The sequence below is a fragment of the Haliea sp. E17 genome, assembly GCF_048323675.1.
Lineage (GTDB): Bacteria > Pseudomonadota > Gammaproteobacteria > Pseudomonadales > Halieaceae > Mangrovimicrobium.
Genome location: NZ_JBLWFK010000005.1, coordinates 69696 through 94369, shown reverse-complemented (window position 1 = coordinate 94369; position 24674 = coordinate 69696). Strand labels below are relative to the sequence as shown.

At 65.7% G+C, this 24674-nt stretch carries 21 protein-coding genes; 9 read left to right on the top strand and 12 right to left on the bottom strand.

Annotation, left to right across the window (positions count from 1 at the left end):
* Positions 1 to 11 precede the first annotated feature (11 nt).
* Both metK and ACNKU3_RS13835 read right to left on the bottom strand, forming a co-directional pair.
* A complete protein-coding gene (gene metK, locus ACNKU3_RS13840) occupies positions 12 to 1172 on the bottom strand; it encodes a methionine adenosyltransferase (protein ID WP_418260088.1) in 1161 nt (386 codons plus the stop codon).
* Between the two features lie 12 nt (positions 1173 to 1184).
* Complete coding sequence (locus ACNKU3_RS13835) at positions 1185 to 2189, bottom strand: metalloregulator ArsR/SmtB family transcription factor (RefSeq protein ID WP_418260087.1); 1005 nt, start codon at positions 2187 to 2189, stop codon at positions 1185 to 1187.
* Between the two features lie 171 nt (positions 2190 to 2360).
* Between ACNKU3_RS13835 and tkt the strand changes: the two genes are divergently transcribed.
* From tkt to ACNKU3_RS13810, 5 genes are all read left to right on the top strand, one after another.
* A complete protein-coding gene (tkt, locus tag ACNKU3_RS13830; RefSeq protein WP_418260086.1) occupies positions 2361 to 4367 on the top strand; it encodes a transketolase in 2007 nt (668 codons plus the stop codon).
* Positions 4368 to 4371: 4 nt separating this feature from the next.
* Positions 4372 to 5406 (top strand): type I glyceraldehyde-3-phosphate dehydrogenase, encoded by a 1035-nt coding sequence (locus tag ACNKU3_RS13825; RefSeq protein ID WP_418260085.1) that lies wholly within the window; start codon positions 4372 to 4374, stop codon positions 5404 to 5406.
* A gap of 40 nt (positions 5407 to 5446) precedes the next feature.
* Complete coding sequence (locus ACNKU3_RS13820; protein WP_418260084.1) at positions 5447 to 6616, top strand: phosphoglycerate kinase; 1170 nt, start codon at positions 5447 to 5449, stop codon at positions 6614 to 6616.
* A 25-nt stretch (positions 6617 to 6641) separates the two neighbouring features.
* Positions 6642 to 7706, top strand: a complete 1065-nt coding sequence (gene fba / locus ACNKU3_RS13815; RefSeq protein ID WP_418260083.1) for a class II fructose-bisphosphate aldolase — start codon at positions 6642 to 6644, stop codon at positions 7704 to 7706.
* A 154-nt stretch (positions 7707 to 7860) separates the two neighbouring features.
* Complete coding sequence (locus ACNKU3_RS13810; RefSeq protein WP_418260082.1) at positions 7861 to 8820, top strand: alpha/beta hydrolase; 960 nt, start codon at positions 7861 to 7863, stop codon at positions 8818 to 8820.
* A gap of 13 nt (positions 8821 to 8833) precedes the next feature.
* On the opposite strand, the gene ACNKU3_RS13805 is transcribed toward ACNKU3_RS13810, so the two are convergent.
* From ACNKU3_RS13805 to ACNKU3_RS13795, 3 genes are all read right to left on the bottom strand, one after another.
* Positions 8834 to 11035: a tetratricopeptide repeat protein gene (locus tag ACNKU3_RS13805; RefSeq protein ID WP_418260081.1), complete on the bottom strand. Its 2202-nt coding sequence runs from the start codon at positions 11033 to 11035 to the stop codon at positions 8834 to 8836.
* A gap of 64 nt (positions 11036 to 11099) precedes the next feature.
* Positions 11100 to 12188 carry an MJ1255/VC2487 family glycosyltransferase gene (locus ACNKU3_RS13800; protein ID WP_418260079.1) on the bottom strand — a complete coding sequence of 363 codons (1089 nt, stop codon included), beginning with the start codon at positions 12186 to 12188 and terminating at the stop codon, positions 11100 to 11102.
* 1 nt (position 12189) lies between these two features.
* A complete protein-coding gene (locus ACNKU3_RS13795) occupies positions 12190 to 12783 on the bottom strand; it encodes a phosphatase PAP2 family protein (protein WP_418260078.1) in 594 nt (197 codons plus the stop codon).
* Between the two features lie 180 nt (positions 12784 to 12963).
* Here ACNKU3_RS13795 and ACNKU3_RS13790 point away from each other — a divergent pair, with 180 nt between their 5' ends.
* A complete protein-coding gene (locus ACNKU3_RS13790) occupies positions 12964 to 13665 on the top strand; it encodes a glutamine amidotransferase-related protein (RefSeq protein WP_418260077.1) in 702 nt (233 codons plus the stop codon).
* Positions 13666 to 13706: 41 nt separating this feature from the next.
* Here ACNKU3_RS13790 and ACNKU3_RS13785 read toward each other — a convergent pair whose 3' ends face one another.
* Genes ACNKU3_RS13785 through ACNKU3_RS13765 form a run of 5 tightly spaced genes read right to left on the bottom strand, consistent with a single transcriptional unit; the run spans position 13707 to position 18047 of the window.
* The gene (locus tag ACNKU3_RS13785) at positions 13707 to 14267 is read right to left on the bottom strand and encodes a YtfJ family protein (protein WP_418260076.1); all 561 of its coding nucleotides are present in this window, start codon (positions 14265 to 14267) and stop codon (positions 13707 to 13709) included.
* A gap of 21 nt (positions 14268 to 14288) precedes the next feature.
* Positions 14289 to 14798, bottom strand: coding sequence for a DUF1643 domain-containing protein (locus ACNKU3_RS13780; protein WP_418260075.1), 510 nt, complete (start codon positions 14796 to 14798; stop codon positions 14289 to 14291).
* 37 nt (positions 14799 to 14835) lie between these two features.
* Positions 14836 to 15213, bottom strand: a complete 378-nt coding sequence (locus tag ACNKU3_RS13775) for an STAS domain-containing protein (RefSeq protein WP_418260074.1) — start codon at positions 15211 to 15213, stop codon at positions 14836 to 14838.
* 25 nt (positions 15214 to 15238) lie between these two features.
* Positions 15239 to 17590: a SpoIIE family protein phosphatase gene (locus ACNKU3_RS13770; protein ID WP_418260073.1), complete on the bottom strand. Its 2352-nt coding sequence runs from the start codon at positions 17588 to 17590 to the stop codon at positions 15239 to 15241.
* A gap of 16 nt (positions 17591 to 17606) precedes the next feature.
* Entirely contained in the window at positions 17607 to 18047 is a 441-nt protein-coding gene (locus tag ACNKU3_RS13765) for a VOC family protein (RefSeq protein ID WP_418260072.1), read from the bottom strand.
* Between the two features lie 212 nt (positions 18048 to 18259).
* Here ACNKU3_RS13765 and rdgC point away from each other — a divergent pair, with 212 nt between their 5' ends.
* Positions 18260 to 19165 carry a recombination-associated protein RdgC gene (gene rdgC, locus ACNKU3_RS13760; protein WP_418260071.1) on the top strand — a complete coding sequence of 302 codons (906 nt, stop codon included), beginning with the start codon at positions 18260 to 18262 and terminating at the stop codon, positions 19163 to 19165.
* A 3-nt stretch (positions 19166 to 19168) separates the two neighbouring features.
* Here rdgC and ACNKU3_RS13755 read toward each other — a convergent pair whose 3' ends face one another.
* Positions 19169 to 19666 (bottom strand): N-acetyltransferase family protein, encoded by a 498-nt coding sequence (locus ACNKU3_RS13755; RefSeq protein ID WP_418260070.1) that lies wholly within the window; start codon positions 19664 to 19666, stop codon positions 19169 to 19171.
* Position 19667: 1 nt separating this feature from the next.
* Complete coding sequence (locus ACNKU3_RS13750) at positions 19668 to 20084, bottom strand: potassium channel family protein (protein ID WP_418260069.1); 417 nt, start codon at positions 20082 to 20084, stop codon at positions 19668 to 19670.
* Positions 20085 to 20246: 162 nt separating this feature from the next.
* Here ACNKU3_RS13750 and ACNKU3_RS13745 point away from each other — a divergent pair, with 162 nt between their 5' ends.
* Both ACNKU3_RS13745 and ACNKU3_RS13740 read left to right on the top strand, forming a co-directional pair.
* Positions 20247 to 23054, top strand: coding sequence for a TonB-dependent receptor (locus tag ACNKU3_RS13745; protein WP_418260068.1), 2808 nt, complete (start codon positions 20247 to 20249; stop codon positions 23052 to 23054).
* On the top strand, positions 23054 to 24604 hold the full coding sequence (locus ACNKU3_RS13740; RefSeq protein ID WP_418260067.1) for a phytase: 1551 nt from the start codon (positions 23054 to 23056) through the stop codon (positions 24602 to 24604). The genes ACNKU3_RS13745 and ACNKU3_RS13740 overlap by 1 nt, the downstream gene beginning before the upstream one ends.
* Positions 24605 to 24674 lie beyond the last annotated feature (70 nt).

Sequence of the window (24674 nt, the reverse complement as noted above, 5' to 3'; positions counted from 1 at the left end):
CCAACCAGACTTTACAGCGCGGCCTTGAGCGCCTCAGCCTTGTCGGTTTTCTCCCAGGTAAACTCCGGCAACTCACGCCCGAAGTGCCCATACGCCGCCGTCGCGCGGTAGATCGGGCGCTTCAGGTCGAGCATCTCGACCAGGCCCTTGGGCCGCAGGTCGAAGTGCTCGCGGACCAGTTCGACGATCGTGTCGTCGGAGACCTTGCCGGTACCGAAAGTGTTGATCGAGATCGAGGTCGGTTCCGCCACGCCGATGGCGTAGGAGACCTGGATTTCACAGCGTGCGGCGAGGCCCGCGGCGACGATATTCTTGGCCACGTAGCGGCCGGCGTAGGCCGCGGAGCGGTCCACCTTCGAGGGGTCCTTGCCGGAGAAGGCGCCGCCGCCGTGGCGGGCCATGCCGCCGTAGGTGTCGACGATGATCTTGCGCCCGGTCAGGCCGCAGTCGCCCACCGGGCCGCCGATGACGAAGTTGCCGGTCGGGTTGATGTGGTAGCGGGTGCCCGCGTGCAGCCACTGCGCGGGCAGGACTTCCTTGATGATCAGGTCCATCACGGCTTCCTGGATATCCGCCTGGCCGATGTCCGGGGAGTGCTGGGTGGACAGTACCACCGCGTCGATGGCCACCGGTTTGCCGTTTTCATAGCGCAGGGTCACCTGGCTCTTGGCGTCCGGGCGCAGCCAGGGCAGGACCTTGTGCTTGCGCAGTTCCGCCTGCTTCTCCACCAGGCGGTGGGAGTAGTAGATCGGCGCGGGCATCAGCACGTCGGTTTCGTCGGTGGCGTAGCCGAACATCAGGCCCTGGTCGCCGGCGCCCTGCTCCTTGTTGTCCTCGAGCTTTTCGTCCACACCCTGGGCGATGTCCGGGGACTGCTTGCCGATGGCGTTGAGGACCGCGCAGGAGGCGCCGTCGAAGCCGACGTCGGAGCTGTTGTAGCCGATGTCGAGGATGACGTCGCGGACGATCTGCTCGAGGTCCACGTAGGTCGAGGTGGTGACTTCACCGGCGACCACGGCCATACCGGTTTTTACCAGGGTTTCCACGGCGACCCGTGCGTTCTTGTCATCCTTGAGGATGGCGTCGAGGATGGCGTCCGAGATCTGGTCCGCCATCTTGTCCGGGTGTCCCTCGGACACTGATTCGGAGGTGAAAATCGCATATTCGCTCATACTGCAGTCCTTTTATTCACGGTGGCCGAAGAGGCGCACCTGTACTTGAAATCCATTGCGTTGCGCCAGGAATACCCCGCCGACCTCGGCGAGTCCGGCAGCCGCGGCCCAGCTTGCGAGCTGTGCCGGATCGAAGCCCAGCCAGAGGTCGCCGCAATTCTCCCGCGCCCAGCCCTGGTCGTGGGCGCACAGGTCGGTGACCAGCAGCACGCCCTTCGGCGCCAGGCAGCCGGCGATGTCCGCCAGCACCGCGCCGGGGTCCGGGGTGTGGTGCAACACCATGTTGATGACCACGCAGTCCGCCGCCAGCCCCTGCAGGGCGGGGTGGACGGTGTCGCCGTGCAGGAACTCGACGTTGTCCAGGCCCGCGGCCTCAGCCCGCACCCGGGCCTGTTCCAGCATTGCGGACTCGATATCCAGCGCCACCACCCGCTCGAAGCGCGGCGCCAGTTCCAGCAGGAAACGGCCGTCGCCGGGGCCGACTTCCAGCGCCAGCCTGCGGCCCGGCAGCGGCGCCTCGGCGAGCACCTCGGCGACGGTGCCGGCGTATTGGTCGTAGCTGGCGATCAGGTCCTGCTGCTCGCGGAATTTGTCGGCGTTGTCACGGAAGAAGCTGCGCGAGTTCTCCTCGCGGCGGCCCTGCAACTGGCGCAGGCCGCGCAGCACGCTGTCCGGCAGCGCCACCTGGTCCACGGTCTCGAACAGGGCGGCCTGCAGTGCCTCCAGCCCCGGCGCCTGGCCGGGGAGGGCGCGGCGGTAGAAAATCGAGTTGCCCTCGCGCCGGGTGGCCACCAGGCCGGCATTGGCCAGCACCTTCAGGTGGTGGCTGAGCGCCGGTTGGCGCAGTTCGAAGATGCTGCACAGCTCCATGACGCCAAAGGAATCCTCGCGCAGCACCCGCAATACCTGCAGGCGCAGGGGGTCCCCGCTGGCCTTGCACAGCGCGGCCAGGGCGGTGGTGTCGACCGCGGCGGAAGTGTCCGGCGCGGCCGCGAGGGCGGGTTGGGCGAGTGTCATGGCGGTGAAGTCTAGCAGCTAAAGCAACCTATATCAAAAAATTTCGATATAGGTTGGCGGATAAGCCCCTGATCCCCAACAATTCACGCCCGGGAGGTTTGCCCCCACCCCGCCGTTACGCGAAAATAGCGGCCTTTTTTTGAGCAGCCCAGCCCGGCCCCGGAGACACCCATGCCCGCAACCCGACTCGAACTCGCCAACGCCATCCGCGCCCTCAGTATGGACGCGGTCCAGAAGGCCAACAGCGGCCACCCCGGGGCGCCAATGGGCATGGCGGATATCGCCGAGGTGCTGTGGAACGACTACCTCAGCCACAACCCCACCAACCCCAAGTGGGCCAACCGCGACCGCTTCGTGCTCTCCAACGGCCACGGCTCCATGCTCATCTATTCCCTGCTGCACCTCACCGGCTACGACCTGCCGATGAGCGAGCTGCAGAATTTCCGCCAGTTGCACAGCAAGACCCCGGGCCACCCCGAGTACGGCTACACCCCGGGCGTCGAGACCACCACTGGCCCGCTGGGCCAGGGCCTCGGCAACGCCGTGGGCATGGCGATCGCGGAAAAAGCCCTGGCTGACCGCTACAACCGCGACGGCCACAAGGTAGTCGACCACTACACCTATGTCTTCCTCGGCGACGGCTGCCTGATGGAGGGCATCTCCCACGAGGTCTGCTCGCTGGCCGGCACCCTGGGCCTGGGCAAGCTGGTCGCCTTCTATGACGACAACGGCATCTCCATCGACGGCGAGGTCGAGGGCTGGTTTACCGACGACACCCCGGCGCGTTTTCGCAGCTACGGCTGGCATGTGATCAACGACGTCAACGGCCACAGCTCTTCCGAAGTCAAGGCGGCCATCGAAGCGGCCCGCCAGGAAAAGGGCAAGCCCACCCTGATCTGCTGCAAGACCATCATCGGCAAGGGCTCCCCCAACAAGCAGGGCACCGAGTCCTGCCACGGCGCGGCACTCGGCGAAGCCGAAGTGGCGGCGACCCGCGAGGCCCTCGGCTGGACCTACGCGCCCTTCGAGATTCCCGCTGAAATCTACGCCGGCTGGGATGCGAAAGAGGCCGGCGCCGCCGCGGAGCAGGCCTGGAACGAGTCCATGGCCGCCTACAGCGCCGCCTACCCGGAACTGGCCGCCGAGCTCAAGCGCCGCCTGGCCGGCGACCTGCCGGAAGACTTCAGTGCGCAGGCCCAGGCCTATGTCGAACAGTGCCAGGCGGAAGGCCAGACCGTGGCCTCGCGCAAGGCTTCCCAGAACTGCCTCAACGCCTACGGCCCGCTGCTGCCGGAATTGCTCGGTGGCTCCGCGGACCTCGCCGGCTCCAACCTGACCATCTGGAGTGACTCCAAGGGCATCACCCGCGACGATGCCAGCGGCAACTACCTGTACTACGGCGTGCGCGAATTCGGCATGGGCGCCATCGCCAACGGTATCGCCCTGCACGGCGGTTTCATCAACTACGGCGCCACCTTCCTGGTGTTCATGGAGTACATGCGCAACGCGGTGCGCATGTCGGCGCTGATGAAGCAGCAGGCGATCTGGGTCTACACCCACGATTCCATCGGCCTCGGCGAGGACGGCCCCACCCACCAGCCGGTGGAGCAGGTGGCCAACCTGCGCACGACCCCCAACCTCTTCAACTGGCGCCCCTGTGACGACGTCGAGTCCGCGGTGGCCTGGAAGGCCGCCATCGAGCGCCGCGACGGGCCGACGGCCCTGGTGTTCTCGCGCCAGAACCTGCCCCACCAGGCCCGCGACGCCGAACAGCTGGCCAACGTGGCCCGCGGCGGCTACGTCCTCAAGGATTGCGCCGGCGCGCCGGAAGCGATCATCATCGCCACCGGCTCCGAGGTCGGCCTGGCCATGGACGCGGCCGCGCAATTGACGGAAAACGGCAAGCAGGTGCGCGTGGTCTCCATGCCCTGCACCGAAGCTTTCGAGGCCCAGGACGCCGCCTACCGCGAATCCGTGCTGCCCTCAGATGTGCCCGCCCGGGTTGCGGTGGAGGCACTGGCGGCAGACTACTGGTACAAGTACGTCGGCCTCGACGGCCGCATCGTCGGCATGACCAGCTTCGGTGAATCCGCCCCTGCGGGCGAACTGTTCCGGGAGTTCGGTTTCACCGTGGAGAACGTGGTGGCCGCGGTGGAAGAGGTGTTGTTCGAAGAGTAAGGGTATGAGCGAACACGGCAAACTGACGCGGATCGCGATCAACGGCTACGGCCGGATCGGCCGCTGCGTGCTTCGCGCCCTGCAGGAAAGCCCGCTGCGCTCGCGTTTCGAGATTGTTGCGATCAACGAACTTGCCGACGCCGGGACTGTCCTGCACCTGACCCGCTACGACTCCACCCACGGGCGTTTCCCCGGCGAACTCGGCGGGGATGAGCACTCCCTGATAGTGGATGGCCACCGCGTCACCCTGTTGCGGCAGGCGGAGATTGGCGACCTGCCCTGGGCGGAGCTGGGCGTCGACCTGGTACTGGAGTGCAGCGGCGCCTTCTCCGACCGCGCCAGCGCTGAACGCCACCTGCAGCAGGGAGCGCAGCGGGTGCTGTTGTCCCAGCCCGGAGAACCGGACGTGGATGCGACCATCGTCTACGGCGTCAACGAGGGCGACCTGCACGCGGGTCACCGAATCGTCTCCGCCGCCTCCTGTACCACCAACGGCATCGTGCCGGTGATCCGCGCCCTGGCGGACACAGTGGGTATCGAGAGTGGTACCATCACCACGATTCACTCGGCGATGAACGACCAGCCGGTGCTGGACGCCTATCACCACACCGACCTGCGCAAGACCCGCGCGGCCTTCCAGTCGATCATTCCCATCGACACCGGTCTGGCCCGCGGCCTGGAGCGCATCCTGCCGGAAATGGCCGGGCGTTTCAGCGCCCAGGCCCTGCGCGTGCCGACCCTGAACGTCTCGGCCATGGACCTCACCATACAGGCCCAGCGGGACACCGGCGTGGACGAGGTCAACCAGGCGCTGGCAGCCGCTGCGGCAGAGCGTTTCCACGGCGTCCTGGGCTTTACCCGCGAGCTACTGGCCTCCTGCGACTTCAATCACGACGCGCATTCCAGTATCGTCGACGCGAGCCAGACCCTGGTCAGCGGCCGGCGCCTGGTCAAGGTCCTCACCTGGTTCGACAACGAGTGGGCCTACGCCAACCGGATGCTGGACGTCGCCGATTACTGGTCCCAACTGGAAGCCTGATGCCATTCGGGCCTGAATATTCTACAAGGAGAAGCAAGCGATGCCCCTCAACGTGAAACTGATGCGCGATCTCGATCTCGCGGGCAAGCGCGTACTGATCAGGGAAGATCTGAATGTGCCGGTTAAGGACGGCAAAGTCACTTCGGACGCCCGCATCCGCGCGGCCCTGCCCACCATCCGGATGGCACTGGACGCCGGTGCCAAAGTCATCCTGATGTCCCACCTCGGGCGCCCGACCGAGGGCGAGTTCGAGTCCGAATATTCCATGGCGCCGGTGGCGGCGCACCTGGCCGAGCTGCTCGGGCAGAAGGTCAGCCTGGTCGACGAGTGGCGCCTGGGCGTGGAACTCAACGCCGGCGAGGTCGCCCTGCTGGAAAACGTGCGCTTCAATCCCGGTGAGAAGAAAGACGACGAGTCGCTGGCCAAAGCCTATGCGGGCCTGTGCGAAATCTTCGTCATGGACGCCTTCGGCACCGCCCACCGCGCCCAGGCCTCGACCCACGGGGTGGCAAAGTTCGCTCCGGTGGCCTGTGCCGGTCCGCTGCTCGAAGGGGAGCTGACCGCCCTGGAGCAGGCGCTGTCCTCGCCGGCCCGGCCGATGGTGGCGATTGTCGGCGGCTCCAAGGTGTCGACCAAGCTGACCGTGCTGGAGACCCTGTCGGATAAGGTGGACCAGCTGATCGTCGGCGGCGGCATCGCCAATACCTTCCTCGCCGCGGCGGGCAAGCCGGTGGGCAAGTCCCTGTGCGAGGCGGACCTGATTCCCGCGGCGCAGGCGCTGATGGCGAAGACCAGCATCCCGCTGCCGGTGGACGTGGTCACCGGCAAGGAATTCTCCGAGTCCGCCGCCGCCGAGACCAAGTCGGCCGACGACGTCGCTGACGACGACATGATTTTCGACATCGGCCCCGAATCCGCCCGCGAGGTCGCCGACCTCCTGCGCAGCGCCGGCACCATCCTCTGGAACGGCCCGGTGGGCGTCTTCGAGTTCGACCAGTTTGGCGCCGGTACCGAGGCCCTGTCCCACGCGATTGCGGAATCGCCGGCCTTCACCCTCGCGGGTGGTGGCGACACCCTGGCGGCAATTGACAAATATGGCATTGCCGATAAGGTTTCCTATATTTCTACCGGTGGCGGCGCCTTCCTCGAATACGTCGAGGGCAAGACACTGCCGGCGGTTGCCATGCTCGAAGCCCGCGCGGCGGACTGACCAGAACACTACCCGAGGATACATCATGCCCCTTATCAGCATGCGCCAGTTGCTGGACCACGCCGCCGAGTACCAGTACGGTGTGCCGGCATTCAACGTCAACAATCTGGAACAGACCCGCGCCATCATGGAGGCGGCCGACAGGACCAATTCCCCGGTGATCATGCAGGCCAGCGCCGGCGCGCGGAAATACGCCGGTGCGCCCTTCCTGCACGCGATGATGGAAGCGGCGATGAAGGAATTCCCGCACATCCCGGTGGTGGTGCACCAGGACCACGGCACCTCCCCGGCGGTGTGCCAGCGCTCCATCCAGCTGGGTTTTTCCTCGGTGATGATGGACGGCTCCCTCGGCACCGACGGCAAGACGCCCATGGACTACGACTACAACGTGGCGGTCACCCGCCTCGCGGTGGATATGGCCCACGCCTGCGGCGTTTCCGTGGAGGGCGAGCTGGGTTGCCTGGGTTCACTGGAAACCGGTGAAGCCGGCGAGGAAGACGGCATCGGCGCCGCCGGCAAGCTGAGCCACGACCAGCTGCTCACCGACCCGGAGGAAGCGGCGCAGTTCGTCAAGGCGACGGAAGTGGACGCCCTGGCAATCGCCTGCGGCACCAGCCACGGCGCCTACAAGTTCAGCCGCCCGCCGACCGGCGACATCCTCGCCATCGACCGCATCAAGGAAATTCACGCCCGCATCCCCGACACCCACCTGGTAATGCACGGTTCCTCCTCGGTGCCCCAGGAGTGGCTGGAGATCATCAACCAGTACGGCGGCAATATCCCCGAGACCTACGGGGTACCGGTCGAGCAGATCCAGGAAGGCATCAAGCACGGGGTGCGCAAGGTGAATATCGACACCGACCTGCGCCTGGCCTCCACTGGTGCGGTGCGCCGTTTCCTCGCCGAAAACCCGGCGGAATTCGACCCGCGCAAGTTCCTCGCCACCACCATCGATGCCATGCGTGACATCTGTATTGCCCGCTACGAGGCTTTCGGTACCGCCGGTAACGCGGACCGCATCAAGGTCCTGTCGCTGGAAAAAATGCAGCGGCGCTACGACGCCGGGGAATTGCAGCCCAAGGTCAATTGAAGGTGCTGCCGGCGGCCGGGTGACCATCGGGAATTCCCGGCCGCAACTCAGGAGAGCCCTCGCCCGGGTGCGGGCGGGGCGCGTCGCTTCCCGGCAAGTCGGGAAACCCGCAACTGTAATCCACCCGCGCCACGGAGCAATGGAGTAGCCCCGCATGAGCCCCGCTGACCTCGCCGACCTGCGCAAGCAGCTGCCAACCTTCAGCGATGGGGCCCACCCCGGTGCGGCTTTACTGGAATTCTGCCGGTTCTACGGCATCGAGTTCAGCGCCCATTTCCCCGAAGCTTCCTACCGCGCGGGCCTGGTCGACTCCGGCCCCTTCCGGATCATGTTGCACCGCTGGCTGCAACCGGCGGCGCGCGCCAGCCTGCTGCTGGTGCACGGCTACTACGATCACTGCGGGCTCTACGGCAAGCTGATCGCCTACGGCCTGTCGCGCGGCTACAACGTTCTTATATTCGACCTGCCGGGACACGGCCTGTCCTCGGGCGAGCCCGCGGTGATCGATGATTTTGGCGATTATGCGCAGGCCCTGCGCGATGCACTGGCCGCCGCCGGGCTGGCAGACGCGCAGCCGCTGTATGCGCTCGGCCAGAGCACCGGGTGTGCGGTGCTCACCGAGTGCGCGCGCCAGCAGTACTGGCCCTTTGCCCGCACAGCCTACCTCGCGCCGCTGGTGCGCCCGGCGCGCTGGCGACTGGTGCAGCTGGGCTATCACATGCTGAGCCCGTTTACCGACAGCCTGGCCCGCAAGTTCAACCGCAACTCCTCCGACGAGGATTTCCTGGCCTTCATCCGCCGCGACCCGCTGCAGTGCCAGCGCGTGCCGCTGCGCTGGATCGCCGCGCTGCAGCGCTGGCTCCAGCGACTCCCCGGGGGCGACCTCGGCGCCGGGCCGCTGTTGCTGGTGCAGGGCCGCGAGGACGGCACCGTGGACTGGCGCTACAACATTCCCCGCCTGCTCAGGCTGTTTGCCGGCAGCGAGGTATTCTACCTGCCGGCAGCGGGGCACCAGCTGGCCAATGAGGCCGCGGACCTCAGGGAGTTGTACTACGCCGCGCTGGACCAGTGGTTCGCCCGCGACCAGCGCCTGCGGGAGCAAGCGGGCGGCTAGCCCTGGTGCGCCCTTAGCGTACCCCGGACATCTGCTGGTAGCGCCGGGCCCGCTCGCTGTCGCCAATCTCCTCACTGTAGGCGGCGAGGACCTGGATCAACTGCGCGTTGCCCGGGAACTGCTTGAGCAGCTTTTCCAGTTCGGCAATCGCCTTGCGCGGCTCGCCGAGATCGTGCAGGGCAATCGCGTAGACAAAGCGGTGGCGCATGCCGGTGGTCTCCAGCGCGGCTGCCCGGCCCAGGTAGTCCAGCGCCGCCGCGCGGTCGCCGGCGCGGGTTTCCAGCAGGCCCAGCGAATGCAGCACACTGCCGTTGTCCGGGGTGATGGCCAGCGCGTCGAGCAGGAGTAGCCGCGCCGCGTCGTCCTGCCCCCGGGCGCGCTCGAGGTCCGCCAGGTTGAGGTAGGCGCCGATCATCTGCGGGTTCAGCTCCAGTGCTGCGCGGTACATGTTTTCCGCCTCTTTTGCCTGCCCGCGGCTGGCGTAGAACACGCCGAGCTGCATCAGGTTCGAGGGCATGTCGGCGTCCTTCTTCAGTACGCTTTCATATTCCGTAAACAGTTTGCGCAGCTTCTGTCCCTGCTCTGCGGGCAGTTGTTCCAGCGGCACCGCGGCGAGGTTGCTGGCGATGTCCATGCGCACCGTCAGCACCGGGTCCTCCAGCAGCGGCGTCAGCAGTTGCAGCTGTTGCTGCAGGTTGAGGAACTGGATGCTGCGCACGGTGCTGGCGCGGATGATGCTGTCGTCGCTGTAGAGCAGCTGGGACATGCTCTGCATCGCCTCGCGGCCGCCCACTTCACCGAGGGCCTCCATGGCGCTGGCGCGCCAGATTGGCGCCGCGCTGCTGTCCATGGCGATACTCGCCAGCACCGGCAGCGCGCGGCCATCGCCGGCGGCGAGCTGGGCGAAGGCGCGCGCCGGGTGCCGCGCGGTGTCGCGGAAGACCACGCCCTTGTCGCGCAGCGCAGCCAGCGCCCAGTCCGGGTCCCGGTCGAGGTGGCACTGGTTGCAGGCGTTGGGTACGCCCAGCACCAGCGACAGGTCCGGCCGCGGTACCCGCAGGCTGTGGTCGCGGCGTGGGTCCACGCCCATGTAGGTGGTTTCGGGCATGTGGCAGTTGGCGCATTCGGCGCCGGTACTGCCCGCCGCGTGGAAGTGGTGTTCGGGGGTGTCGTACACCGCGGGCTTGTGGCACTGGGCGCAGACCGCGTTGCCCGGCGCGCGCAGCTGGCCGCTGTGCGGTTCGTGGCAGTTGCTGCAGACCACGCCGGCCTGGTGCATTTTGCTCTGGGCGAAGGAGCCGTAGACGTAGTCCTCGTCGAGCACCTGGCCGTCGACGTAGTAAAGCGGCGGGACCGGCAGTGCCAGCCGGTGGGTGTCGAGCAGGTCGGCGCCGTAGTGATAGTCCCCGAGGGTGCCGCGGCGGCTGTGGCAGCGACCACAGGCGTCGACCTGGGCACGGGATTCCAGCGGCGCCGTGCGTTGGGCGATCGCGCCATCTTCCGGGAAATGCCACTCGCCGCGCTGCTTCAGGTGGACGGCAAAGCCGCCGTCCGCGACGCCCGCCAGGGCGTCCTGCGCGGCCAGCGCAAGGTGCTTCCGGCCCGGGCCGTGACAGGCCTCGCAGGCGACATCGATCTCCTCGTAGCGGGTGGTAAAGCTGCGGCTGGCCAGGTCGTAGTTCTTCTGCAGGTCGGTGCTGTGGCACTCGGCGCAGCGGGTGTTCCAGTTCTGGTAGGGGCCGGTCCAGTGCAGCGGGTCGCTGGCGTCGATGGTCTCGTCGGGGTACAGGTGGTACCAGCGCTGGCCACCCTCCGCTGCGGGCCGCGAGTCCCAGGCAATGGACAGTGCCTGCAGGCGACCGCGCGACAGCGGCAGCAGGTACTGCTGCAGCGGGTAGTGGCCGAATACGTAGGCGACCTCGAAGTCCTGCAGCTTGCCGTCTTCACCATCGGTGCGCACCATGAACTTGTCGCCGCTGCGGAAAAAACGGCTGGTGATACCGTTGTAGCTGAACGTCGCGTCGTCGAAATCCCCGAGCACGGTTTCCGCGGTGGCCTCCTGCATGGCGAGGTCGTGGTCGGAGCCAGTCCACAGGGTGTGTTGTTCGGCGTGACAGCCGGTGCAGGTCTCCGAGCCGACGAAATCGCCGGCGGCGGCCAGGCTGGCGGTGAACAGAGAGAGCAGGAGGGCGCTCAGGAGATTTTTATAGTGCACGGTGGGTTCCCTGGAAATCAGGGCACACATTAACCCAGAACCGGGGTCGTCGAAACTGCGCCGCCTAACGCCCCCAGGCCACCGCCGGCAGGTCGCGACCCGAGGTCGGCCGCGGCGCGGGGATGCGCTGGCTCGGCGCGCTGCGCCACAGCGTCCTCGCCAGTGCCGCCGGTGATTCGGCGCAGCCATTGGCCAGCCAGCGGGCGAGGGCGGGCGCCACCGCGGGAAACTGGATATCCGCAGTGCGGTGGCGGTCGGCCAGCCAGTCGGCGAGGGCCGGGGCATCGAAGACCTGGGTGACGCTGGCATAGCCCAGCTGTTCCAGCGCCATGGCGTTGGAGTGCTGTTCCATCTGTCCGTGCAGGGGTTTGGTCAGCACCGGTTTGCGCCACTGCAGGCACTCGCTGATCAGTTCGAAGCCGCTGTTGCAGATCACCCCCTCGCAGGAGGCCAGGGTGAGCTTGAATCCCTTGAAATCCGCCCTGCGGCGCGCGACGTTGCCGCACTCCTCGTCGCGCAGTCCCGGCGCGTACTGCACGAACCTGCGCCGCGGGAAGGTGCGCAGGATGGCGGTAACCGCATCCTGGTCCTCGAAGGGGAGGTAGACCAGCAGGTGCTCGCCGCGGCTGACCGGCAGGTCGGGCAGGTCGAGAATAGGCGGCAGGACATTGTCCGCGTAGGGGTGCCAGTGCAGGCCCATGGGAACATTCACCGGCGCGAAGCGCGCCAGGATCTGTTCCTGCAGCCAGCTCTCCCCGGCCCTTGGGGTGTGCGGGCCGAAAGCATACTGGTGGCCGATACCGACGAGACTGCGCCCCTGGCGCCGCGCCGCGTGGGCCAGCACCGGTTCGTAGTCGCAGACCAGCAGGTCGTAGGGGCGCAGGTCGAGTTCGCGGGTATCGCGCACAAACTGGCGCAAGCGGTTATCGCGCAGTGTTGCGCGGTAACGCAGCCTGCCGGCACGGGTGGTAAAGGAGAGCCCCTGCCGGTAGGCAAAATGACCGAAGGGCTCCATATCGAACAGCGCTTCCCGGGGGCGGCCGCTGAACAGCCAGGTGACCTCGACCGGCCACTCGCGCAGCGCCTCCGCCATGGCCCGCGCCCGGCTGATGTGACCCTGCCCGGTGCCCTGTACCGCATAGAGAATTTTCACTTCAATAAAGACCCAGTTGTGCCGCAGTGATCAGGGCGATGCCGCTGCCCATCAGGGCGCCGGCCAGGGTATCGCCGGGGAAGTGCACCCCCAGCAGGATGCGCGAGAGCGCCACCGCGCCCGCCCAGAGAAACATCGGAGCCGCCGCGCCGCCGTAGATCAGCAGCAGCACCGCGGCCAGCAGGAAAGCCCCGGAACTGTGTCCGGAGGGAAAACTGAACTGGTCGCTAGCAGTGATCAGGCTGCGGAAACCGGGCACCGATTCCTGCGGCCGGGGCCGGCGCAGGCTGTTTTTCACCAGCCAGTACAGACTGCGCTCCACCGCCAGCGACAGCGCCAGCAGTGCGATCAGGTCGGGGACGCTCTCCGGGTCGAGGCTCAGCACCAGCAGCGGCACCAGGACATGCACATAGCCGTCGCCGGAGCGGGAAATCGCGCGGGCAAGGGGGATCACCATCCGCCGCTCGGTCTGCCGGAAGAGGCGTTCGAACAGGCGCGCTTCAAATCTCTGCAGTGACCCCAATATTTCCATACTGCCAATGCTGCGCCAGCGGCATGGCAATTCCATGACAAAGGTGTGTATTTTCCGTGACATGGGAGGGTTCATTCTGCCGTGGGCTTCTGCCCAAGTGAGCGCCTGCGACCGGTTACGGGTGCGGTGTCAGGGTTCCGGTTCAAACACAGAACACTGCCTCAAAGTGGTATGGACAGCCCACAAACCCAGTCCCTAATATGGGCCGAATTACCCATGATCCCCCGTAGGTGAAACCCGCAAATGAAGCTAGGCATCCTCAAGACCGACGCAGTGCGCCCCGAGTGGGTGCCCGAGTACGGCGAATACCCCGATATGTTCATCGCCCTGCTGGGACGGCTGGATCCGGACCTCGAATTTGCCGTCTACGACGTGGAGCAGGGTGAATACCCCGAGGACATCGACGAGGTGGATGCCTACCTGATCACCGGCAGCAAGTCCTCCGTCTACGAGGACCAGCCGTGGATAGCGCGCCTGATGGAGTTTGTCCGCGAGTTGGACGCGCGCAGGAAAAAACTGGTGGGTATCTGCTTCGGTCACCAGCTGGTGGCGCAGGCGCTCGGCGGCAGGACCGAGAAATCGCCCAAGGGCTGGGGCGTGGGACTGCACACCCATGAGTTCACCCGCCAGCCGGACTGGCACGACGGCGGCAACGCAGCCTTCGATATCCTGGTCAGCCACCAGGACCAGGTGGTGGAGAACGCCGCGGGCGCCAGCGTGCTGGCCGGTTCCGAATTCTGCGAAAACGCCGTGGTACAGGTCGGCGATCACATCCTCACCTTCCAGGGCCACCCCGAATTCGTGCCCGGCTATTCCCGGGCCATCATGGATTTTCGCCGCGAGACCCTCGGCGAACCCGTCTATTCAGCGGGCGTCGCCTCGGTTGAGGGCGAGCCCGAGGGCGAGCGGGTGGGGCGCTGGATCCTGAACTTCCTCAAATCCTGAATTGCGGCCCGGCTGGTTGAGCCGGGCCCCGCTGCCAGCACTTACTCGGCGATTACCAGGGATTCGAGCAGCTTGAGCGCCGTTGCCGCATCCTCCGCCGAGGTGCCCCCCTGCTTGAAGTAAACCACCTGTCCCGCATTGTCGAGGATGATCAGGGCCGCGGTTTTTTCCTCGAGGTCCCAGCGCTGGCGGGCTGTGCCCTCGGCATCGACCACGAAGGCGATGTCTGGCGTGGCGAGCTTGTTTTTGGCGACTTCACCGGCGACCAGGCTGGACGTTCCCCACATCGCGTCATCGGAATTGACGATCTTGGTGATGCCGAATTTGTCACCGGGCAGGCCGGCCGCTGCCAGCGCCGAGTAAAACGCGCTGTTGAGCTTCTCCACGCCGGCGCGCGCCGCGGTGTGTTCGACCACCTGCACCTTGCCCGCCAGGGAATCACTGCTCCAGGGAACAAAGCTGGTATCGCCCTCCGCCCCGACACACTCGCCGAGGTCGTCGATATTGACCGGCGGCAGCGGCTGCTGTGGGACGGGAGTGGCGGCATGGCTGGCGGCGGCAAGTACGGCTGCAAGCAGGAGGCTGGTGATGGTCCGTATCATGATGTAGTCCTTGTCTTGTTTTTAGCTGATCGGCTGCGGCGGCAATCCCCGCTGGAGGTAGAGCGGGTGCGCCGGCTCGCCGGACCTGTTCATTTTTATGCAGTAGAGGTCCGGAAACAATGCCCGAACCGCGCTGGCGCGGTTCAGGTGTTGTCCATCGTTGCCCCAGGCGGCGACCACGATGCCGGCATCCCGGCCGATTTTTTTCAGCCAGCGGGTGTTGGCCGGCCCGACCGGTCGGGGTTCGCGCTTGAGGTCCGCGGGCAGGGTGGCGCGGAAGGCGAAGAGGTTCAATACGTACAGCCCGCCGTAGCCCCAGTCGCGGGCAAAGCCGATACAGCGGGTGACAGTCGGGTCGTTGTGGGTAGCGTCCGCGGTGGACGGATTGAGACCGATGATCATCGCGTAGGGGCGGCGCGCGTCCCAGGTCCGCCACAGGGCGTAGCGATAGTGCCGGCAGCGGGAAAAGGCGGCGCCGGATGCCGCGATGGCGCCGTCGCAGCGGGCCCGGCCGCGGGATGACGGTGTCACGCTCGGTGGCGGCGGACGCGGCCAGTCTGGGCCGGAGCTACTCGCCCGACTGCACCTTGCGCTGCATATCGGTGAGATAGCTGTCCAGTTCCTCGTCGTTGGCGAACACGGCCATATCGGGCAGGGCTTTCAGGATCTCGAATACCTTGTCGATGTGGGGTTTGCGGTTGGCGGCGGCGAGGGTGCGACCCTCGCTGTGGATCTGCTTGGCGGCCTTGAAAATGACCCGCAGGCCGGCGGAGCTGATGTAGTCGAGGTCGCGCATGTCGAGCACCGTCAGCTGCCAGCCTTCCTCGGTAACCGCCTGCAGGCGCTTTTCGAAGTCCGGCGCGGTATCCGTATTCAGGGCGCCGTCGAGCAGGACCCGTGCGACTGATGCCGCTTCGTCAGTAGTGACTGTGGTTGTCAGTTTCATGCAAGGTCCGCTGTGAGATTCCGTGTCAGGTGTCGCTTCCCGTTGTATCGCCAGAGCAGGTGACATATTTCTCCACGCGCAGGATATTTTGTCCATCCTGGCGTCGATAGCTCTGGCGATCGCTGAACTTCTCGATCAAGTGTACACCAAGCCCGCCGATTCTGGCGCTGGTACTGGCGCTGCACAGCTGTGCCCGGCGGGCCTCGACAAAAGGATCGAAGGCGTAGCCCGGATCGCGGATTTCCATCGCCAGCACATCTCCGGCGAGGACCAGCTGCAGGGTGATTTCAGCGCCGGGTTGCAGCTCGGCGTACTTGTCGATGTTGGTGACGATTTCCTCCGCCAGCAGCATCACCTCGAACGCGAGATCGCCGGTAATTGACCAGGCGGAAAGCTGCGGCTGCAGCCAGTCCCCGACCCGGCTGACCAGCTGCGCACCGGGCGTGAACGCCGCGCTGACGGCGGGCCAGAAGCGCAGCAGCATGATAGCGATGTCGTCCGATTGGGCGATATTGGTGGCGTGGTCGGCGATGGTGGCAAACAGCTGTTGTCCCGCCTGCTGGATCGGCAGGCGCACTACCCTGGCCAGGGCCGCGTTGAAGCGCTCGGTGCCGAACATCTCGCCGTGGCCGTCAAAGGCCTCCTCCACGCCGTCGGTAAACACCGCCAGGCAATCGCCGGGTTCCAGTACCAGCTGGTTGGGCGGGAACTGCTGCGCCGGGGCGAGGCCCAGGGGCGGGCCGCTGGCCGGCGCCAGGGAATTGACGCTCTGGCCGTGGCGCAGGCTGGGACCCGGGTGGCCGCCCACCGCGTACTGCAACAGTCCGCTCTGGCTGTCGATGCGGCCGAGCAGCAACGTAACGAACATACAGGCCGGATTGTCCCGGTACAGTAGCTCATTCAGCGCCGCCAGCGCGGCGCAGGGGTCGTCGGTGGATTCGGTCAACTGCTGCAGCAGGCTGATGGCCCGGGACATGAACAGGGCGGCGGGCACGCCCTTGTCGGAGACATCCCCCACGGCGAACCAGAAGCAGTCGCCCTGTTGCTGCCAGGAGTAGAAATCACCGCCCACGGTCCTGGCCGGCTCGACGCGGGCCCACAGGCTGCAGCGGCCCTCCTGGTGCAGGGCCTCGCCGCCGCCGGGCAGCATCGACATCTGGATTTCGCGGGCGGCAGACAATTCCCCTTCGAGCCGGCTGCGGTTGGCCGCGGCGTCCGCCAGTTCCTGGATATGGGTCTGCAGGTTACCGCCCATCTCGCGAAAAGCGCGCACCAGCGTGGCGATTTCGTCGCCGCCGCGGGCCTGCGGCAGGGGAAAATCCAGCTCGCCCTTGCCGATTTGCTCCGCGGCTGCCGACAGCGCCTTCAGCGGGCGGGTCAGGCGCGCGGTGATCAGGTACATGGCCAGCGAGACCAGGAGAATGGTGCCGATGCTGACCAGGGCGGTTTTCAGGGTAAAGGCATACAGCTGGGCGAGCGCCTGGCGCTGGTCGTACACCAGGATCAATGGCCAGCCGGTGGTGTGCAGGCGGCCCACCCGGAGGGTGCACTGGCCCTCCGCTTCCGGGCAGGGGACGGTAGTACTGACATTTTCTCCGTTGAGCGCCCGCTCGAACAATTGCTGCAGGGTGCCGGACTCCGCCCGGGGCCTGCCCTCGGCCACACTGAAATGTTGCATGATATTGCCGGGCCGGCGGCCACTCATCACGATACCGCCCCGGCTGACCAGGATGCCGTAGGCGTTGGGGCCGTATTGCAGCCGGTCGAGGGCCTTCTGCAGGTCGCTCAGGCGCACGTCGGCCGTCACCACGGCGTAGGGCACGCGCTGGCCATTTTCCTGCAGCCGGTAGACGGGTACCGAGTAGGTGGTCATGTTGACCTCGCCGCCACCGTGGTCGAAATAGGGCTCCGACCACAGCGCCAGCCCGCTTTCCAGGGGCAGGGTAAACCACTGGGTATTCTGGTAGTCCGCCGCGTCCGTGGTCAGGTCGGCGTAGCGGATCTTGCCGTCGCGGTGGTAGTAGTAGGGGGCGAAGCCGCGCGCGTCCGCGGTCAGTGCCGGGTTGAGGGCGATGGTGGCGCCATAGATTTCGCTGTTGTTGGCCACAACGTCGCGCAGCATGGCGCGCAACTCGTCCTGTTCGACGACCACCTGGCGCTCCAGCACCCGGGCGAGGAATTGTGTCGCGCCCTCCACCCCGGACAGCCAGTTCTCGAGGTCGGAGATTACCGTGTTGACCTCGTTGGCCGACTCGGCGACCACGCGTTCCAGGATCTCCTTGCGCGAGAGGTGGTAATCGAGCAGCATCCCGGCGCCGAATATCAGCACCGCACAGCCGATCAGCAGGACGATGAGCCGCGTGCCCAGGCTGTTCACCGGCCGCAGCCCCGTTTTACCAGCTGCCGGTATTGGGCATGGAAGCCCAGGGCTCCTGGGGCGGCAGGGCATCGCCCTCCTGCAGCAGCTCGATGGAAATGCCGTCCGGCGAGCGGATAAAGGCCATATTGCCGTCCCGTGGCGGCCGGTTGATGGTGACTCCGGCGTCCATCAGTTTCTGGCAGCTGGCGTAAATATCCTCGACGCGGTAGGCGAGGTGCCCGAAATTGCGCCCGCCGCTGTATTCCTCCGGGTCCCAGTTCCAGGTGATTTCCACCAGCGGGGCGGCATCGCTCTCGGCGCGGGCGACATCGTCGGGAGCGGCGAGAAACACCAGGGTAAAGCGGCCGCCCTCGTTGTCGTAGCGGCGGACTTCTACCAGCCCCAGCTTGTTGCAGTAAAAGTCGAGGCTGGCGTCGAGGTCGCTGGCGCGCACCATGGTGTGCAGGTATTTCATTGCGGGTCTCCTGTCGAGAGCTGATCCAGGGGGGTAGCAGTGCATGTTAGAAGTGCTTACCGGGCGAGACAAGCCATCGGGCAGGTTACCGGACCCGGGCCAGCCTGGCCGGCCGTTACGCCCGGGAGCAAGGATCGCGCGCTGGCCCTTCCGCACCTACCCCCCCAAGGGGTTACAATGCGCGGCTTTTCCGTAAAGGACGCCCGACATCCATGTGGTTCAAGAATATCCGCGCCTACCGCCTTACCTCGCCCTTCGATCTCAGTCCCGAGCAGCTCGCGGAGCAACTGGCGCCGCGCGCGTTCCAGCCCTGCGCCAAGTCCCAGGCACTCGCGGTGGGCTGGGTGCCGCCCCTGGGGGCCGAGACTTCGGCGCTGGTGCACGCCGCCAATGGCCGCCTGCTGCTCAAGCTCAAGCGCGAGGAAAAGTTGTTGCCTTCGACCGTGGTCAAGGAGCAACTGGAGGAGAAGGTCGCGCTGATCGAAGAGGAGCAGGCGCGCAAGGTCTACCGCAAGGAGCGCCTGACCCTCAAGGATGAAATCATCCAGGATTGCCTGCCGCGCGCCTTCAGTCGTTCCAACGCCGTGTTCGCCTACATCGATACCCGCGCCGGCTGGGTGTTCGTGGATGCCGCCAGCGCCAGTCGCGCCGAGGAACTGCTCAACCTGTTCCGCGAATGCGTCGGCAACTTCCCGGTGGTGCTGCCGGAGGTGAAGCAGTCGCCCGCTGCCTGCATGACCGCGTGGCTGGCTCACGAGAGCCCGCCCGAGGAATTCACCCTGCGCGAGGACTGTGAACTGCGCGAGCCCGGCGAGGAGGGCGGCGTGGTGCGCTGCCGCGGTGTGGACCTGCTCAGCGAGGAAGTGGAGACCCACCTCAACGCAGGGCGCCAGGTCGTGCGTATCGCGCTGGACTGGCAGGAGCGGGTGACTTTCCTGCTGGCGGAGGATCTCTGCCTGCGCCGGCTCAAGTTCTCGGAGGAACTGATGAAGGAAAACGAGGACATACCCGAGGCGGACAACGCCGCGCGCCTGGATGCGGACTTCGCCCTGATGTCCGACGCGGTAACGGTGTTATTCAGCTCCGTGCTGAAACTGTTTGGCGGCGAGGCCGAGTAAACCTCAGCGCGACTCCCCGTCTTCGGCGAAACGGCGCAGCGCCTCACCGCTGAGCCGATAGCCGACCCATTCGCTCATCGCCGTGGCGCCGCAGGCCTCGTAAAAGCGGATGGAGGGGGTGTTCCAGTCGAGTACGCTCCACTCGTAGCGGCCGCAGCCCTCGGCCACGGCCTTTTGCGCCACGTAGCGCAGCAGCGCCTTGCCGGCGCCGTGACCGCGGAACTCCGGGTCTACGTACAAATCCTCCAGGTAGATGCCGTACTTTCCCAGCCAGGTCGAGAAATTGTAGAAATACAGGGCGAATCCGACGGCCTGCCCCCCGATCTCGCAGATGACTGCCTCGGCTCCGCGGGCCGTGGGGCCGAACAGCGCCTCGCGCAGTTCGGCGGGGCTCGTAGTCACTTCCTGTGGCGCGCGCTCGTAGGTGGCAAGGTCGTGGACGAAGCGGTAAATCAGTTCGCTGTCAGCGGCGGTCGCCGGGCGGATGTGGATGCTGCTCATGTCAGTCGCGATTCCAGTAGCGGGTCATTTCGAGGTAGAGGAAGGAGGCGCTCCAGGTGATCAGCACCAGCCCGGTGAGCGACTCCAGCCCGGTGAGGTAGCGAATATCGCCGTGCGGCACGATATCGCCGACGCCCAGGGTGGTATAGATGGTGAAGGAAAAGTACACGTAATCCATGAACGAGCCCTCCAGCGCACCTTCCAGCGCACCCCAGCCCGATTGGTCCATCCAGTAGTAGGAGAGCGCGAATACCCAGACCTCGGCGGCGTGGGCAGTCAACGCGGCGAACACGCCGAGGACGATGCGCATGCGGTGGGGGATGCCCAGCTTCGGCAGCAGGCGGGTCAACTGGTAGAGCGCCTCGTAGTGAATCATCACCGCGGTCGCGATCACCAGGATATTGAACAGTACGTTCATGCAATTTTCATGTTGGCCGTTTCCGGCACTGTAACTGTTTGGCCTTTGATTCTGTAGGGAAATTATCTGCGGTTGTAACAAAACCGTTACCGGTCCTTAACTTTTCCTTAACTGATCGCCGGTAGCTTTGCGGCACCATTCCGCCAGAATATGGATATCAGTATGTTGTCATTTTCCCGCCACACTTTTCGTCGAGTAGTCACATTTTCCGCACTGGCCACCGTACTCGCCAGCGGTGCGCAGGCGGCCCGCCTCGATGGCCGGGTTACCGATGCCTCGGGCACCCGTTTCCTCGGTGCGGCGATCGTCAGGATTCCGGAACTCAAGCTCACCACCAGCACCGGCCGCGACGGCCGCTTCAGCTTCCCCAACCTGCCGGAGGGTAACTGGACCGTGGAGGTCGAGTACGTCGGCGCGGAGAAAGTGAGCCAGACCGTGGTTGTCGGAGCCGACGACGTGGTGCAGAACGTGCGCGTCGGCAAGGACCTGCCGCCGCTGGAGAACGTGCTGGTGTACGGCGCCAGCGCGCAAAACGCCAGCGCCATCAACCAGCAGCGCGCCTCGCGCAACATCGCCAGCGTGATTACCGCCGACGAGGCGGGCGCCCTGCCCGACGAGAATATTGCCGAGGCCCTGCAGCGGGTGCCGGGCGTGTTCATTGAGCGCGACCAGGGCGAGGGCCGTTTCGTCGGTATCCGCGGCCTGCAGCCCAGCCTGAACACGGTGAAGATCAACGGCGTGAATATTGCGGCGCCGGACTCGGACCAGCGCGCCACCGCCCTGGACGTGGTACCTTCGGGCCTGCTGGAAAACCTCAAGGTCAGCAAGAGCTTCACCCCGGACATGGACGGCGACGCCATCGGCGGCACCATCGAGGTGAAGAGCCTGTCCGGCTTTGACCGCGACGGCCAGTATTTCGAAGTCACCGCCGAGGGCGGTTACAACGACCTGATGGAAGAGTGGAGCCCGCAGGGCACCGCAACCTGGAGCAATGTCTTCGATGCCGGCGCGCCGGAGAGCCTGGCCGTCGCCCTTTCCGTGAGCTACCAGGACCGCGAGTTTGGCTCCGAGAACCTCGAACAGGACGGCGGCTGGACCCCTGCAGAGGCCAACGGCCTGCTGTACCCGGAACAACTGGAACTGCGCGACTACCAGATTTCCCGCCAGCGCATGGGTGCGGTGTTCAACCTGGACTGGCGCCCCTCCGCAGGCGACGAGTACTACCTGCGCACCCTGTACAGCGATTTCGAGGACAAGGAAATCCGCAACCGCATCGAGATCGAGCCCGACGAGGACTCGGGCCAGGTGTCTGCGGGCGGCGGCCAGTTCGACGCCGCAGAATATGCGCGCAGCCTGAAGGACCGCAAGGAAACCCAGGACATCATCTCCGCGGTAATCGGCGGCCTCAACCAGCGCGGCGACTGGACTTTCGAGTACTCCCTCGGCTACTCCTACGCGGAAGAAGATGAACCCGGTCGCCACGACAGCAAGTTCGAAGGCGCCGACGACTATGCCTTCGCCTATACCTCACTGGGCGAAACGCCCAAGGTGGTACTGGACCCGATGGCCTACTTCCCGCAGAACTTCATTCTCGACGACATTACCGTGGAGAATAACCTGGTCGAGGATGAAGAGTGGAGCGCCACCTTCGATATCGCTCGCCAGTTCGACCTGTGGGGCTCGTCGACGGAGATCAAGGGCGGCGCCAAGGTACGCCTGCGCGACAAGACCCGCAAATCGACCATCGATGTATTCGACAGCTTCGATGACGTCGATGCCCTGAAATTTCGCGGCGTAAATCCGGACTTTGACCTGGCCGACTTCGGCTTCGGCCTCAGCCGTTCCGCCCTGCGCAGTTTTACCCGCGGCCTCACTGATGACAACCGCAATGCGGACGAGTCGCTGACCGAGTCCACGGTCGGCGACTACGACATCCAGGAAGATATCTACGCCGGCTACCTGATGGCGACCATGGATTTCGACACGGTGACCCTGATCGGCGGGGTGCGCTACGAGCTCACCGAATTCGAATCCGAGGGCGCTACCGGCACGGTGTATGAAAACAATACCCTGGATTTCGAGGAAACCGGTTTCGGCACCAGCCGCCAGGACGGCGACTACGACTACTTCCTGCCCAGCCTGACCGTGCGCTGGGATGTGTCGGACCAGATTGTCGCCCGTGCGGCGGCCAGCCAGACCATTGCCCGGCCGAGCTTCGGTGCACTCAATCCCTCCTCGCTCGCGGAGATCGAGGAAGATGACGGTGAGACCGAACTGCAGCTCGAGGACCTGGGCAACCCGGAACTCGATCCCTACGAGTCGATCAACCTCGACCTCGGCGGTGAATACTACCCGGAAGCCAACATCGGCATGTTCTCGCTGGGCGTGTTCTACAAGAACCTCGACAACTACATCGCCCAGGCCAACGTCGCCGGCAGCATCGACCTGACGCCCTGGACCAGCCTGGTGGGCCTGAGCCCGGCGGACATCGACGACGCCGACGTGCTGCAGTACATCAACGGTGACTCTGCCGAAGTGCGCGGTGTGGAAATCGCCTGGTTCAAGCAGTTCGACAACGGATTCATGCTCGGTATCAACGGCACCCTGATCGACTCCTACGCCGAATTCGATGGCCGCGACGTGGACCTGCCCGGCTCCTACGGCGAAGTCGGTAACCTGATGGTGGGCTACGAAAACTACGGCCTGCAGCTGCGCCTGGCGGTGAATTACCAGTCCGAGGCACTGGCGGTGGTCGGTGGGGATAAAAGCGAAGACGTCTACCAGGACGACCACACCCAGCTTGACGCCAGTGTGAAATACAACATCATGGATGGCCTGCAGGTGTACTTTGAAGGGGTCAACCTGACCGATGAGCCGCGCTATTTCTACCAGGACGACCAGGCATACAACTGGCAGTACGAGGAGTACGGGCGCACCTATGTGGTGGGCTTGCGCATGAGTGCATTCTGATGCGCTGGTGCAAACCGATGCCGTTGCGGGCCGCGCTGCTGTGCGCGGTCCTGCTACCCCTGTCGGGACAGGCGGAGCAGCGCGAGCTCGCTGACGGCAGTCTATATACGATTGCGCTGGATGACGAAGCCAACCAGCTGGTGCTGCGCCACCGGGATTCCCGTGGCCAGTTGTCCGAGCAGCGCTTCACGCCCGATAACCAGGTCCTCGATGGCGCCTGCCTCTCGCTACAGGACAGCGAATTGCAGGTCTACGCCTTCAGTGACCGCGGTTACCTGGCCCAGTGGCTGTTGCCCGCCCCCGGCGCACCATTGCAGCCGGTGCGCAGGATACCCGGTGTGGTGGAGGCCGCTGACTGTTTCGTCGATGACGCCAGCGCAAGCCTGTATGTGCTGGAGGAAGGGGTCGGCGTCTGGCGGCACAATGCCGGCGAGGGCAGCCTTGCCCGGGAGTTGCTGGCCGCCTACGCACCGCTGGGCAAGCTCGACCCGGAAGCGGAATCCTTCGCTGTCGTCGACGGCGAGCTGCGGGTCGGCGCGGTCACCGTTGCCGAATTGGCCAGTGCACGCCCGGCGCAGTTGCCGGCGGTTCACGCCAGCACGCAAACCACCCCGGTGCCCACTCATGGCGATAGCGCCGATGACCCGGCGATCTGGATCAACCCGGACGCGCCGGAGGCCAGCCTGGTGCTGGGTACCGACAAGCGCTTCGGGCTGCGCGTCTACGGCCTCGACGGCCGTGAAACCGCGGCGATTGCCACGGGGCGGCTGAATAACGTGGACCTGCGTCCCCTGCGCGGGCACCCGGAATTTGTCGCCCTCGCCGCCGCCTCCAATCGTACGCGCCAGAGCATCAGCCTGTTTGGTATCAGTGGCAGCGGCGCAGTGCGCTGGTTGCAGGAGTCGGATATCGAAACCGGCCTCGACGATCCCTATGGCCTGTGCATGTACGATGACGGCGAATCGCTGCAGGTATTCGTCAACGACAAGGACGGGCGACTGCAGCAGTGGCAGCTGGCAGGCCGCGACAGCGGCTTCAGCGGCTCCCTGCTGCGTGAGATCACCCTGCCGGACCAGCCCGAAGGTTGTGTCGCGGACGACACCCACCATCGCCTGTTTATCGGGGTCGAGGACCAGGGCGTCAGCGTGATGTCCACGAGCCCGGGCAATCCGGCAGCGCCGGTGATGATTGCCGCGGTGGACGGCAAACACCTGCACGCGGATGTTGAGGGCATGGATATCTACCAGCAGGGCGAGAGCGGTTACCTGGTGGTGTCCAGCCAGGGCGATAACAGCTATGCCCTGCTCGAGCGCCTGCCGCCGCACCGCTATCTCGGTCGCTTCCGTGTCACCACGGACGCGGCGCGCGGTATCGACGGCACCAGCGACACCGATGGCCTCGCTGTCACCCACGCCGCGCTCGGCGCGCAGTATCCGCAGGGGATGCTGGTGGTGCAGGATGGTTACAACGTCCTGCCCGCCGCCAACCAGAACTTCAAATACATCGACTGGCGCGCGATTGCCGCAGCCCTGGTACCCCCGGCCTCCTGACGCATTACTGGTACACCCCGCTGTTGCAGCGGGGGTTTATCCTGGCGCCCGGTGGGTTATAGTCACCCCA

What these genes read in the sequence shown, in the direction of transcription:
- ACNKU3_RS13795 (WP_418260078.1), bottom strand. Translation starts at nt 12,783, where the DNA reads ATGTCACGGAAAATACACACCTTTGTCATGGAATTGCCATGCCGCTGG.
- ACNKU3_RS13835 (WP_418260087.1), bottom strand. Translation starts at nt 2,189, where the DNA reads ATGACACTCGCCCAACCCGCCCTCGCGGCCGCGCCGGACACTTCCGCC.
- ACNKU3_RS13820 (WP_418260084.1), top strand. Translation starts at nt 5,447, where the DNA reads ATGCCCCTCAACGTGAAACTGATGCGCGATCTCGATCTCGCGGGCAAG.
- rdgC (WP_418260071.1), top strand. Translation starts at nt 18,260, where the DNA reads ATGTGGTTCAAGAATATCCGCGCCTACCGCCTTACCTCGCCCTTCGAT.
- ACNKU3_RS13775 (WP_418260074.1), bottom strand. Translation starts at nt 15,213, where the DNA reads ATGAAACTGACAACCACAGTCACTACTGACGAAGCGGCATCAGTCGCA.
- ACNKU3_RS13740 (WP_418260067.1), top strand. Translation starts at nt 23,054, where the DNA reads ATGCGCTGGTGCAAACCGATGCCGTTGCGGGCCGCGCTGCTGTGCGCG.
- fba (WP_418260083.1), top strand. Translation starts at nt 6,642, where the DNA reads ATGCCCCTTATCAGCATGCGCCAGTTGCTGGACCACGCCGCCGAGTAC.
- tkt (WP_418260086.1), top strand. Translation starts at nt 2,361, where the DNA reads ATGCCCGCAACCCGACTCGAACTCGCCAACGCCATCCGCGCCCTCAGT.
- ACNKU3_RS13790 (WP_418260077.1), top strand. Translation starts at nt 12,964, where the DNA reads ATGAAGCTAGGCATCCTCAAGACCGACGCAGTGCGCCCCGAGTGGGTG.
- ACNKU3_RS13745 (WP_418260068.1), top strand. Translation starts at nt 20,247, where the DNA reads ATGTTGTCATTTTCCCGCCACACTTTTCGTCGAGTAGTCACATTTTCC.
- ACNKU3_RS13750 (WP_418260069.1), bottom strand. Translation starts at nt 20,084, where the DNA reads ATGAACGTACTGTTCAATATCCTGGTGATCGCGACCGCGGTGATGATT.
- ACNKU3_RS13765 (WP_418260072.1), bottom strand. Translation starts at nt 18,047, where the DNA reads ATGAAATACCTGCACACCATGGTGCGCGCCAGCGACCTCGACGCCAGC.
- metK (WP_418260088.1), bottom strand. Translation starts at nt 1,172, where the DNA reads ATGAGCGAATATGCGATTTTCACCTCCGAATCAGTGTCCGAGGGACAC.
- ACNKU3_RS13825 (WP_418260085.1), top strand. Translation starts at nt 4,372, where the DNA reads ATGAGCGAACACGGCAAACTGACGCGGATCGCGATCAACGGCTACGGC.
- ACNKU3_RS13785 (WP_418260076.1), bottom strand. Translation starts at nt 14,267, where the DNA reads ATGATACGGACCATCACCAGCCTCCTGCTTGCAGCCGTACTTGCCGCC.
- ACNKU3_RS13810 (WP_418260082.1), top strand. Translation starts at nt 7,861, where the DNA reads ATGAGCCCCGCTGACCTCGCCGACCTGCGCAAGCAGCTGCCAACCTTC.
- ACNKU3_RS13755 (WP_418260070.1), bottom strand. Translation starts at nt 19,666, where the DNA reads ATGAGCAGCATCCACATCCGCCCGGCGACCGCCGCTGACAGCGAACTG.